The sequence below is a fragment of the Streptococcus sp. 10824 genome, from assembly GCF_013276595.1.
Classification (GTDB): domain Bacteria; phylum Bacillota; class Bacilli; order Lactobacillales; family Streptococcaceae; genus Streptococcus; species Streptococcus pseudopneumoniae.
The window spans coordinates 1-11,495 of the sequence record NZ_VMLH01000107.1 but is presented as its reverse complement, the minus strand read 5'-3'; the positions used below and the strand labels follow the sequence as shown (position 1 = coordinate 11,495).

Below are 11,495 nucleotides of genomic sequence, written 5' to 3'. Positions count from 1 at the left end.
AAATCTCTTCAAACCACGTCAGCTTCACCTTGCCGTAGGTATGGTGTTCTATCTGCAACCTCAAAACAGTGTTTTGAGCTGACTTCGTCAGTCTTATCTACAACCTCAAAGCAATGTTTTGAGCAACCTGCGGTTAGCTTCCTAGTTTGCTCTTTGATTTTCATTGAGTATAAGGTGCAGCAGGATAAAGAAAAACCGAGAAGTTTCTTTCTCGGCTTTGCTTATTATGAGGTTCTTACTTTTTATGCTTCAAGAGTTGATTGATGTGATCCACTTTTTTAGCCTCTCTTTTATAGAGAATAGCCCAGATGATGAGATAGACAATCGCAAACTCGATAATGAGCTGGAGATAGAAGAACCAGTGGAAAGGGAACCAACCTGCCAGAGTTGCCAGTGGGATAAAGCCAGCCAGCATGAGGAAGAAATGGGAAAGCGTCGCACGAAGCATGCTCCAGTCACGGCTGAATAATCGTTTACCAAAGTTGAAGAGAATACCGATGGCTGCCCAGATAAGAGTACAGTAGAGCAAGACCAGGGCACCGTGAACCTGATGTTGAGTCATCACTTGGCCGATGAGAGAGTAGGGATTGAGCGGTGCGTAGGTATTTGGTGCATAAATGAGTGAAAAGATGATAGAGAGGATGAGGCCGATAAGAACACCGGCGGCTGCGTCGTGAAAGATTTGTTTTTTCATAGTTCTAATTTCTCCTTGATGGTTTTTAGATAACGGCGTGAAGAGTAGGTGAAGCTTTCGTTTTTCAAGAAAATTTCTACTAGGCCGTTGGGGGTGAGCTTGAGATGAGAGATGAAATCGATATTGATGATTTCTGATTGGGAAATTTGGATAAAATTGGTTGGCAGAATTTCAAGGACCTGATAGAGTCGTAAGTCAATGGTGTAGGTCTGACTCGCGGTTTCTGCTAGAACCTTTCGATTCTCGATATAGAAGCGCTGAATCTTGCCAATCTCAACTAGATAGACCTGATCATCGATTTTCCCTTTGATTTTTTCTCTTTGGTCCAGATTTTCTGCGAAATCGATGACTTTCTGGACTTTATCTGTCGGCTGAGGTGCTTGAACAATCAGCTTTTCCTCTTCGTAAGTTTCACTAATCTGTAGTTCTACTTTCATAAATTTCTCTCCTTGTTTTTTATACAAAATTGTGATCACTTCTTGTACACCTTTATTAAACACTATTTTACAGCCTATGGCAAGGGCCTTTGTCTATGTGGAGGAATTTGGCTCCTATGTGGCGCTTGCTTTTCTGTCCTTTCTGAAATATGGTATAATAGCACTATCAATTTCTAGGAAAACAGATACAGAAAGGGGCTGAAAGATGTCTCATATTATTGAATTGCCAGAGGTGCTGGCAAACCAGATTGCAGCTGGAGAGGTTATCGAGCGTCCAGCTAGCGTTGTTAAGGAGCTGGTAGAAAATGCCATTGATGCGGGCTCTAGTCAGATTATCATTGAGATTGAGGAAGCTGGTCTCAAGAAAATCCAAATCACAGATAATGGTCATGGAATTGCCCACGATGAGGTGGAGCTGGCTCTGCGTCGTCATGCGACTAGTAAGATAAAAAATCAAGCAGACCTCTTTCGGATTCGGACGCTTGGTTTTCGTGGTGAAGCCTTGCCTTCTATTGCGTCCGTCAGCGTTTTAACTCTTTTGACAGCAGTTGAGGGCGCAAGTCACGGAACCAAGCTCGTCGCGCGTGGGGGTGAAGTTGAGGAAGTCATCCCAGCGACTAGTCCTGTGGGAACCAAGGTTTGTGTGGAGGATCTCTTTTTCAACACGCCTGCCCGTCTCAAGTATATGAAGAGCCAGCAAGCAGAGTTGTCTCATATCATTGATATCGTCAACCGTCTGGGCTTGGCCCATCCTGAGATTTCTTTTAGCTTGATTAGTGATGGCAAGGAAATGACGCGGACAGCAGGGACTGGTCAATTGCGCCAAGCAATCGCAGGAATTTACGGTTTGGCGAGTGCCAAGAAGATGATTGAAATTGAGAACTCTGACCTAGATTTCGAAATTTCAGGTTTTGTGTCCTTGCCTGAGTTGACTCGGGCTAACCGCAATTATATCAGCCTCTTCATCAATGGCCGTTATATCAAGAACTTCCTGCTCAATCGTGCAATTCTTGACGGCTATGGCAGTAAGCTCATGGTGGGGCGTTTTCCACTGGCTGTCGTTCACATTCATATCGACCCTTATCTAGCGGATGTCAATGTGCATCCAACCAAGCAAGAGGTGCGGATTTCCAAGGAAAAAGAACTGATGACCTTGGTCTCAGAAGCTATTGCAAATAGTCTCAAGGAACAAACCTTGATTCCAGATGCCTTGGAAAATCTTGCCAAATCGACCGTGCGCAATCGTGAGAAGGTGGAGCAAACTATTCTCCCACTCAAAGAAAATACGCTCTACTATGAGAAAACTGAGCCGTCAAGACCTAGTCAAACTGAAGTAGCTGATTATCAGGTAGAATTGACTGATGAAGGGCAGGATTTGACCCTGTTTGCCAAGGAAACCTTGGACCGATTGACCAAGCCAGCAAAACTGCATTTTGCAGAGAGAAAGCCTGCTAACTACGACCAGCTAGACCATCCAGAGTTAGATCTTGCTAGCATCGATAAGGCTTATGACAAACTGGAGCGAGAAGAAGCATCCAGCTTCCCAGAGTTGGAGTTTTTCGGACAAATGCACGGGACTTATCTCTTTGCCCAAGGGCGAGATGGACTTTACATCATAGATCAGCACGCTGCTCAGGAACGGGTCAAGTACGAGGAGTACCGTGAAAGCATTGGCAATGTTGACCAGAGCCAGCAGCAACTCCTAGTGCCCTATATCTTTGAATTTCCTGCGGATGATGCCCTGCGTCTCAAGGAAAGAATGCCTCTCTTAGAGGAAGTGGGCGTCTTTCTAGCAGAGTACGGAGAAAATCAATTTATTCTACGTGAACATCCTATTTGGATGGCAGAAGAAGAGATTGAATCAGGCATCTATGAGATGTGCGACATGCTCCTTTTGACCAAGGAAGTTTCTATCAAGAAATACCGAGCAGAGCTGGCTATCATGATGTCTTGCAAGCGATCTATCAAGGCCAATCATCGTATTGATGATCATTCAGCTAGACAACTCCTCTATCAGCTTTCTCAATGTGACAATCCCTATAACTGTCCCCACGGACGTCCTGTTTTGGTGCATTTTACCAAGTCGGATATGGAAAAGATGTTCCGACGTATTCAGGAAAATCACACCAGTCTCCGTGAGTTGGGGAAATATTAAAAGTATAAAAAAGTCTGGGAAAAATGTTCAAAATCAGAAAAACGCATAAAATCAGGTGTTCAAAAACCTTGATTTTATGCGTTTTATCATAGAAATATTTACTTCATTTTTTCCTAATTCTTTTCGAAAATCTCTTCAAACCAGGTCAGTTTTATCAGTAATCTCAAAACAGTGTTTTGAGCTAATTTTGCTAGTTTTGTCTGTAACATCGAAGTTGTGTTTTACCACTCTGCGACTGGTTTCCTAGTTTGCTCTATGATTTTCACAGAGTATTAAATTGCGATTTTGCCAAGTTTCTTTATTCGTCTAAAAGTAGAGTCTGTTCTATGCGTCTAATGTACGAATTAGGTTGACCATTTCAATAGCGCCTTGTGCACACTCAGAACCCTTATTTCCTGCTTTAGTGCCAGCTCGTTCTATGGCTTGTTCAATTGTATCTGTCGTTAGCACACCAAACATAACTGGGATTTCGCTATTTAAACTGATTTGGGCGATTCCCTTAGATACCTCGCTACATACATAATCATAATGACTTGTATTCCCTCTAATGACAGCTCCCAAGCAGATAATTGCATCATATTTTTTACTTTTTGCCATTTTTGATGCAATCAGAGGTATTTCAAAAGCTCCTGGAACCCAGGCCACCTCGATATCTTTCTCGTTTACATTCTCTCTTTTGAGATTATCCAGTGCTCCAGATAATAATTTTGAAGTTATAAATTCATTAAATCTCGCTACAACAATACCGATTTTAATATCGTTCGCTACTAAATTACCTTCATAAGTGTTCATTTATTTTTCCTCCATATTTAAAATGTGACCCATTCGATTTTTCTTTGTTTCTAAATAAAAACTATCGTAAGGATTGGCTTCTATTTCGATTGGTATTCTACTGGAAATGGTAATTCCATATTTTTCTAACTGTTCAACCTTGTCAGGATTATTTGTCAGTAAATGTAGTGACTGTAGTCCTAGGTCTTTAAGCATTTGTGCTCCAATATGATATTCTCTTAAATCACCTTCAAAGCCTAATGCAAGATTGGCATCAAGCGTATCCATGCCTTGATCTTGTAAATGATAGGCTTTTAATTTATTGATAAGTCCAATTCCTCGTCCCTCCTGTCGCAAGTAAAGTAAGACACCCGAACCATTCTCAACAATCATTTTCATAGCTTTATCGAATTGCTGTCCACAATCGCAACGTAAAGAGCCTAAAACATCTCCTGTTAAACATTCGGAGTGGACCCGACATAATACATTGGCTTCATCCTCTATGTTTCCCATAATAAGAGCAAGATGATGTTCCCCATTTAGTTTATCTATATAGCTAATTGCTTTGAAATTACCGTATCTAGTAGGCATATTGACAGTTGAAACTCGTTCTACCAGCTGATCATATACTTTTCTATATTCTTGTAATTCTTTGATGGTAATTAGTGGAATCTTGTGTTTCTTCGAGAACTGAATTAAATCATCTGTTCTCATCATTTTGCCATCATGATTCATTATTTCACAACATAGGCCACACTCTTTTAGTCCAGCTAATTTTAATAAATCAACAGTTGCTTCTGTGTGTCCATTTCTTTCTAGAACACCACCTTTTTTTGCAATTAAAGGAAACATGTGTCCTGGCCTGCGAAAATCAGAGGGTGTTATATCTTCAGCTACACACATACGTGCGGTCAGTCCTCTTTCCTCGGCAGAAATACCTGTGGTCGTTTCTTTATAATCAATTGAAACTGTAAAAGCAGTCTTATGATTATCTGTATTGTTTTCAACCATAGGTGAAAGCATTAATTGATTAGCTAAACTTTCGCTCATAGGCATACAAATTAATCCTTTGGCATAAGTAGCCATAAAATTAACATTTTCTGTTGTAGCTGCTTGTGCAGAACAAATTAAGTCTCCTTCATTTTCTCTATCCTTATCGTCTATAACAAGAACAAGTCGTCCCTTCTGCAATGCTTCTAATGCTTCTTGTATTTTTCGATATTCCATTGACTGATTATCCTTTCTGCTAAAATCCATTTTGATATAATAGTTCCTTAGATATTTCTGATTTTGGAGAATTATCCATCAGTTTTTGCACATATTTACCTAAGATATCATTTTCAAGATTTACTGTACTCCCGACTTGTTTACTCTTAAGAATGGTTTGTTCCAAGGTATGAGGGATAACAGATACTGAAAAGTTTACTTTGGAGACTTTAGCGACAGTCAGACTAATGCCGTCAATTGTAATAGATCCTTTTTCAACTATTAAATCTAAAATTTCTTTTTGTGTGTTGATTTGATACCATACAGCATTATCATCTTTTTTTATTGACGAGATTTTTCCTGTACCATCAATGTGTCCTGTAACGACGTGACCCCCAAGTCGACCGTTGACAGATAAGGCTCTTTCTAGATTCACCTCACTTCCATGTTTTAATAGAGTAAGAGCTGTTCGACTCCATGTTTCATTCATTACATCAACTGTAAAGGATTGATGATTGAAATGAGTAACTGTAAGACAGATACCATTTACTGCTATACTATCGCCTAAATGGATATCCGTTAATATTTTTGAGGCTTTAATTGATAGTTTACAATTACGAGAGTCTTTCTGTATTCTTTCAACTTTTCCGATTTCTTCAATTATTCCTGTGAACATGGATAAATCACTTCACTTTCTATGAGATAGTCATTTCCTATTTGAGAAAAAGCATAAGGTTTCAATCTAATAGCGTCATTTGGCAAAGAAATGCCTTCACCTCCGACAGGAAACTTGGCACTGCCTCCAAAAATTTTTGGTGCAATATATATTTTCAGCTCATCAACAATTTGTTGTTCCAAAGCACTCCAATTCATTAGACTGCCCCCTTCTAGAACTAGGCTATCAATCTGCATGTTTCCTAGATGTTGCATTAAACTCGATAAGTCTATATGATTGCCTTTTTTCTTTATGGAAAGTATTTCACAGCCATGATTTTGATATAGCTTCATTTTATTTTTGTCTTCAGAGGAAGTGGCAATGTAAGTTTTAATATCATTTGCTGTTTTTACGATTTTAGAGGTAAGAGGAGTTCGTAAATGTGTATCGCATATGATACGGATAGGATTTTTCCCTTCCTCCAATCTACATGTCAGCAAAGGATCGTCTTGAATAACAGTGTTGACTCCCACCATAATTGCACTAACATGGTGTCGTAACTGATGCACATGCTTTCTTGCTTCTTCTTCAGTAATCCATTTGGATTGATTTGTTTTAGTGGCTATTTTTCCATCCATTGACATTGCATATTTCATAAAAACATAGGGTACATGCTGGGTAATATACTTTCTAAAACTTTTTATTAAGTTAAGACACTCATTTTCTAAAATTCCAACAGTAACTTGAAGATTATTTTCCTCAAGTATCTTTACTCCTTTTCCAGATACAATAGGATTACAGTCTAGGCTTCCAATGACTACTCTTGTAATACCACTATCGATTATAGCATCTATACAGGGAGGTGTTTTCCCGAAGTGACAACAGGGTTCAAGTGTTACATAAAGCGTCGCTCCGACAGGGGATTCTCTACAGTTTTTAAGAGCATTTCTCTCAGCATGTGGGCCACCAAAAAACTCATGATAACCTTGTCCGATGATGTGATTATCTTTTACAATAACTGCGCCGACCATAGGATTGGGGTTGACGTAACCAGCCCCTTTTTGTGCCAGTTTTATTGCTAATTTCATATATTTTGAATCGCTCATCTCACTACCTCCAAAAAATATACCTTGAATAGGGGACTACTCAAGGCATACAAAAGAAAACTTATGCGATTAACAAAAATGCTCTGAAATGACAAGTAATCATTTCAGAGCACGCAAAAAGCACAAATATACTTTTATCTTCTTTCATCCAGACTATACTGTCGGCTTTGGAATTTCACCAAATCATGCCTTTCGGCTCGTGGGCTATACCACCGGTAGGGAATTGCACCCTGCCCTGAAGATAGTTATTCAATTACAGATGATTATAGTACTTAATTTTGAATATGTCAACAGATAAATACCGATTGTTTTTGATATACTGTATTTGTGATAATCGATTCTCGCTCCTCGGATAAAGAAAATATGATATACTAGATAAACGAAATAAGAGAGAAGGAATACTATGTACGCATATTTAAAAGGAATCATTACCAAAATTACTGCCAAATACATTGTTCTTGAAACCAATGGTATTGGTTATATTCTGCATGTGGCCAATCCTTATGCCTATTCAGGTCAGGTTAATCAGGAGGCTCAGATTTATGTGCATCAGGTTGTGCGTGAGGACGCCCATTTGCTTTATGGATTTCGCTCAGAGGATGAGAAAAAGCTCTTTCTTAGTCTGATTTCGGTCTCTGGGATTGGTCCTGTATCAGCTCTTGCTATTATCGCTGCTGATGACAATGCTGGCTTGGTTCAAGCCATTGAAACCAAGAACATCACCTACTTGACCAAGTTCCCTAAAATTGGCAAGAAAACAGCCCAGCAGATGGTGCTGGACTTGGAAGGCAAGGTAGTAGTTGCAGGAGATGGCCTTCCTGCCAAGGTCGCAGTGCAAGCAAGTGCTGAAAACCAAGAATTGGAAGAAGCTATGGAAGCCATGTTGGCTCTGGGCTACAAGGCAACAGAGCTCAAGAAAATCAAGAAATTCTTTGAAGGAACGACAGATACAGCTGAGAACTATATCAAGTCGGCCCTTAAAATGTTGGTCAAATAGGAGCAGAGAATGACAAAACGTTGTTCGTGGGTCAAGATGACCAACCCACTCTACATCGCCTATCATGATGAGGAGTGGGGCCAGCCCCTCCATGATGACCAAGCGTTGTTTGAGTTGTTGTGTATGGAAACCTATCAGGCAGGCCTGTCTTGGGAAACGGTACTCAACAAACGCCAAGCTTTCCGAGAAGTCTTTCATAGCTATCAAATTCACTCAGTCGCAGAGATGACTGACACTGAATTGGAAGCCATGCTGGAGAATCCAGCTATCATTCGAAATAGAGCCAAGCTTTTTGCTACACGCGCTAACGCCCAAGCCTTTCTACGGTTACAGGCAGAATATGGCTCTTTTGATGCCTATCTTTGGTCCTTTGTTGATTGGAAAACTATTGTTAATGATGTTCCTGATTATCGCCAAGCCCCAGCTAAAACACCCTTATCTGAGAAATTAGCCAAAGATCTCAAAAAACGAGGCTTCAAGTTCACAGGCCCAGTCGCCGTATTGTCTTTTCTACAGGCTGCAGGGCTAGTTGATGACCACGAGAATGATTGTGAGTGGAAAGGTCTTAAATGATGTCTAACAAAAATAAGGGAATTCTGATTTTTGCGATTCTCTATATAGTCCTCTTTGTGTTTGATGGCGTTAAATTGCTGGCTTCTTTAATGCCATCTGCCATTGCAAATTATCTTGTTTATGTAGTTTTAGCTTTATATGGCTCCTTCTTGTTCAAGGATAGATTGATCCAACAATGGAAGGAGATTAGAAAGACTAAAAGAAAATTCTTCTTTGGCGTCTTAACAGGATGGCTCTTTCTCATTCTGATGACTGTTGTCTTTGAATTTGTATCAGAGATGTTGAAGCAGTTTGTGGGATTAGATGGACAAGGTCTAAATCAGTCTAATATTCAAAGTACCTTTCAAGAACAACCACTACTGATAGCTGTTTTTGCTTGTGTCATTGGACCTCTGGTAGAAGAATTATTTTTCCGTCAGGTCTTATTGCATTACTTGCAGGAACGGTTGCCAGGTTTACTAAGCATTATTCTGGTAGGACTTGTTTTTGCTCTGACTCATATGCACAGTTTGGCTCTATCAGAGTGGATTGGTGCAGTTGGTTACTTAGGTGGAGGCCTTGCCTTTTCTATTATTTATGTGAAAGAAAAAGAGAATATCTACTATCCCCTACTTGTTCACATGTTAAGCAACAGCCTCTCCTTAATCATTTTAGCTATCAGTATAGTAAAATGAAATGAGAACAGGACAAATCGATTTCTAACAATGTTTTAGAAGTAGAGGTGTACTATTCTAGTTTCAATATACTGTAATATGTGATGAAAATGCCAGTAATGATACCGAGAAAAAAGCTGAGAAACTTTTCCCAGCTTTATTTGTTATAGTCAAAGAGAATGACTTGTTCCTGTGCATCTACATGAGCATGGACCCCAAAGGGTACAATTGCTCTTGGAGTTGCGTGGCCGACATTCAGATTATAGACAATCGGGATATTGCTGTCAATGATATCCAATAGTGCCTCTTTATAGTCGTCATGGAAAGTTTCATCCATAGGTTTTCCGACCAAGAGTCCATTGATGACCGCGAATATGCCAGTGTCCTTTAAAGTTAGCAACATCTTTTTGAAGTCTTCTGGCTTAGGCTTTTCTTCGCTTGTTTCGAGCAAGAGGATTTTCCCTTCCCAGTCTGACAAGTCAGGGAAAAGTTTGTATTTTTGGCAGAGCTCCGTGCTATCTGCGTATCGAGAGTTGTCAAAGATATCGTAGAGGGATTCGAGGCAACCACCGAGGATTTTCCCCTCGAACTGGGCACTTCCTTGCAACAAGTCAAAACCTGTATTTGTATGACTGACACGAGGTGTTCCCAGGGCCGTGGGACTAAAATCAGTTCGTTCCTCATACCAAACGTCACTAGGGCGGATTTCTGAAATTCTTCCCGTCTCAATCAATTCTTTAAAGTAGTGAAGGCTATAGGCTAGCATTTCTTTGTCTAATTCACAAATGTCTGCTAAAAAGGATTGACCATAAAAAGTCTTGATTCCTAATTTATGCAACATGAGGTGGTTCATGGTTGTATCCGAGAAGCCAAGAAAAATTTTTTGTTTGATAACCTTTTGGAGTTGGTCATTTTCAAAAAGATAAGGTAGCAAGCGATAGGTATCGTCTCCACCGATGGCACATAGGATCATGTCGATGCTATCATCAGAAAAGGCATGAATCAAATCCTCTGCACGAGCTTCAGGATGGTCCTTGATAAAGTCTAATCCTTTTAACGAATGGGGCAAAAAGATAGGATTGAGTCCCAGATCCTTGAGACGTTGGATACCCAAGTCTACTTCGTGTTTGACAAAGTCCTCTCCGATAATGCCACTAGATAAACTAACAATACCAATAGTAGAAATCATATCTGATCCTCCTAGAAATAGATTGAGCCTATTTTATCACAAAATATAAGAGAAAGCTATGTGGGATTTCAGAAGAATACTTTTAATACTCTTCGAAAATCTCTTCAAACCACGTCAGTTTTATTTGCAACCTCAAAGCTGTGCTTTGAGCAACCTGCAGCTAGCTTCCTAGTTTGCTCTTTGATTTTCATTGAGTATGAGCCTATTTTATCACAAAAGATTAGATGGAGCTATGTGGATGTCAGAAGAATACTTTAAAATCAAAAAAGTAAGTGAAAAAGCAACCGCACCTGCAGTTGCTTTTATCGTTATGGCTTCAAGCCAGTTTTTCTCGTAGAGAAAAACAAGAAAACCACCAGCTATGCTGGTGGCTGACAAGGCTTCTAGCTTCCATTTATTTTTCCAAGTATAATCTAATTGTTCAGGTTAGATAAAGGAGGAAAAATAAATGGCTAAAACCAGTTACAGTTTATCACATACTAAATGGATGTGCAAATATCATATAGTTTTTACACCTAAGTATCGCCGTAAGGCGATATATTACAAAGTCAGGTCGGATTTGATAGATATTATTAAACATCTATGCGGTTGTCGTGGCGTGGAGATTATCGAAGGTCATATGATGCCAGACCATGTACACCTGCTTGTATTGATACCTCCCAAACTTTCGATTTCCGATTTTATGGGGTATCTCAAGAGCAAAAGTGCATTGATGATATTTGATAAGCACGCTAATTTAAAATATAAGTATGGAAATCGAAAGTTCTGGGCTAGGGGATACTATGTAAGTACCGTTGGACTAAACGAAAAGACCGTAGCTAAATATATTTGCGAGCAGGAAAAGAATGACATTGCACTCGATAAGCTGAGTGTAAAAGAATATGAAGATCCGTTTTCTGATGGCGGATTTAGAACAAGGTAAAAGCCCGTTGTGACGGGCATTAGTCAAGTAATATAGCACGACCTGAACGAAGTTCAGCGAGCGTCTTTAGACGCCGCTGGAGAGAAACGGCTTATAGCCGGTGTACAAGCCACCCGTTTTCACGGGTGGTTATGACT

13 protein-coding genes and 1 riboswitch are annotated in these 11,495 nt (G+C 39.8%); of the genes, 5 read left to right on the top strand and 8 right to left on the bottom strand.

What is annotated here, in order from left to right:
• Positions 1-8: 8 nt before the first annotated feature.
• The 3 genes from HT701_RS11615 to HT701_RS09575 form a co-directional block, all read right to left on the bottom strand.
• A complete protein-coding gene (locus tag HT701_RS11615) occupies positions 9-164 on the bottom strand; it encodes a hypothetical protein (RefSeq protein ID WP_230532011.1) in 156 nt (51 codons plus the stop codon).
• A 71-nt stretch (positions 165-235) separates the two neighbouring features.
• Complete coding sequence (locus HT701_RS09580) at positions 236-694, bottom strand: DUF3021 domain-containing protein (protein WP_023935566.1); 459 nt, start codon at positions 692-694, stop codon at positions 236-238.
• Positions 691-1,131: a LytTR family DNA-binding domain-containing protein gene (locus HT701_RS09575; protein WP_054388105.1), complete on the bottom strand. Its 441-nt coding sequence runs from the start codon at positions 1,129-1,131 to the stop codon at positions 691-693. Before HT701_RS09575 ends, HT701_RS09580 begins: the two co-directional genes overlap by 4 nt.
• A 205-nt stretch (positions 1,132-1,336) precedes the next feature.
• Between HT701_RS09575 and mutL the strand changes: the two genes are divergently transcribed.
• Complete coding sequence (mutL, locus tag HT701_RS09570) at positions 1,337-3,286, top strand: DNA mismatch repair endonuclease MutL (RefSeq protein ID WP_050207609.1); 1,950 nt, start codon at positions 1,337-1,339, stop codon at positions 3,284-3,286.
• Between the two features lie 324 nt (positions 3,287-3,610).
• On the opposite strand, the gene ribE (HT701_RS09565) is transcribed toward mutL, so the two are convergent.
• From ribE (HT701_RS09565) to ribD, 4 genes are read right to left on the bottom strand one after another with little or no spacing between them, the layout of a single operon-like run.
• Positions 3,611-4,078, bottom strand: a complete 468-nt coding sequence (ribE, locus tag HT701_RS09565; RefSeq protein ID WP_001099497.1) for a 6,7-dimethyl-8-ribityllumazine synthase — start codon at positions 4,076-4,078, stop codon at positions 3,611-3,613.
• On the bottom strand, positions 4,079-5,284 hold the full coding sequence (locus tag HT701_RS09560) for a bifunctional 3,4-dihydroxy-2-butanone-4-phosphate synthase/GTP cyclohydrolase II (protein ID WP_031222701.1): 1,206 nt from the start codon (positions 5,282-5,284) through the stop codon (positions 4,079-4,081).
• Between the two features lie 19 nt (positions 5,285-5,303).
• Positions 5,304-5,939: a riboflavin synthase gene (gene ribE / locus HT701_RS09555; protein ID WP_000493842.1), complete on the bottom strand. Its 636-nt coding sequence runs from the start codon at positions 5,937-5,939 to the stop codon at positions 5,304-5,306.
• Positions 5,924-7,024 (bottom strand): bifunctional diaminohydroxyphosphoribosylaminopyrimidine deaminase/5-amino-6-(5-phosphoribosylamino)uracil reductase RibD, encoded by a 1,101-nt coding sequence (gene ribD, locus HT701_RS09550; protein ID WP_001284096.1) that lies wholly within the window; start codon positions 7,022-7,024, stop codon positions 5,924-5,926. Before ribD ends, ribE (HT701_RS09555) begins: the two co-directional genes overlap by 16 nt.
• A gap of 132 nt (positions 7,025-7,156) precedes the next feature.
• Positions 7,157-7,271: riboswitch (FMN riboswitch) on the bottom strand.
• A 156-nt stretch (positions 7,272-7,427) separates the two neighbouring features.
• On the opposite strand from ribD, the gene ruvA reads away from it, so the two are divergent.
• From ruvA to HT701_RS09535, 3 genes are read left to right on the top strand one after another with little or no spacing between them, the layout of a single operon-like run.
• Positions 7,428-8,021, top strand: a complete 594-nt coding sequence (gene ruvA / locus HT701_RS09545; protein ID WP_000271489.1) for a Holliday junction branch migration protein RuvA — start codon at positions 7,428-7,430, stop codon at positions 8,019-8,021.
• Positions 8,022-8,030: 9 nt separating this feature from the next.
• A complete protein-coding gene (locus tag HT701_RS09540) occupies positions 8,031-8,594 on the top strand; it encodes a DNA-3-methyladenine glycosylase I (protein ID WP_119919988.1) in 564 nt (187 codons plus the stop codon).
• Positions 8,591-9,268, top strand: a complete 678-nt coding sequence (locus tag HT701_RS09535; RefSeq protein ID WP_016397222.1) for a type II CAAX endopeptidase family protein — start codon at positions 8,591-8,593, stop codon at positions 9,266-9,268. The genes HT701_RS09540 and HT701_RS09535 overlap by 4 nt, the downstream gene beginning before the upstream one ends.
• 136 nt (positions 9,269-9,404) lie before the next feature.
• Here HT701_RS09535 and HT701_RS09530 read toward each other — a convergent pair whose 3' ends face one another.
• The gene (locus tag HT701_RS09530) at positions 9,405-10,436 is read right to left on the bottom strand and encodes a S66 peptidase family protein (RefSeq protein ID WP_050207607.1); all 1,032 of its coding nucleotides are present in this window, start codon (positions 10,434-10,436) and stop codon (positions 9,405-9,407) included.
• Positions 10,437-10,884: 448 nt separating this feature from the next.
• Between HT701_RS09530 and tnpA the strand changes: the two genes are divergently transcribed.
• A complete protein-coding gene (tnpA, locus tag HT701_RS09525; RefSeq protein WP_138702772.1) occupies positions 10,885-11,358 on the top strand; it encodes an IS200/IS605 family transposase in 474 nt (157 codons plus the stop codon).
• Positions 11,359-11,495: the final 137 nt, after the last annotated feature.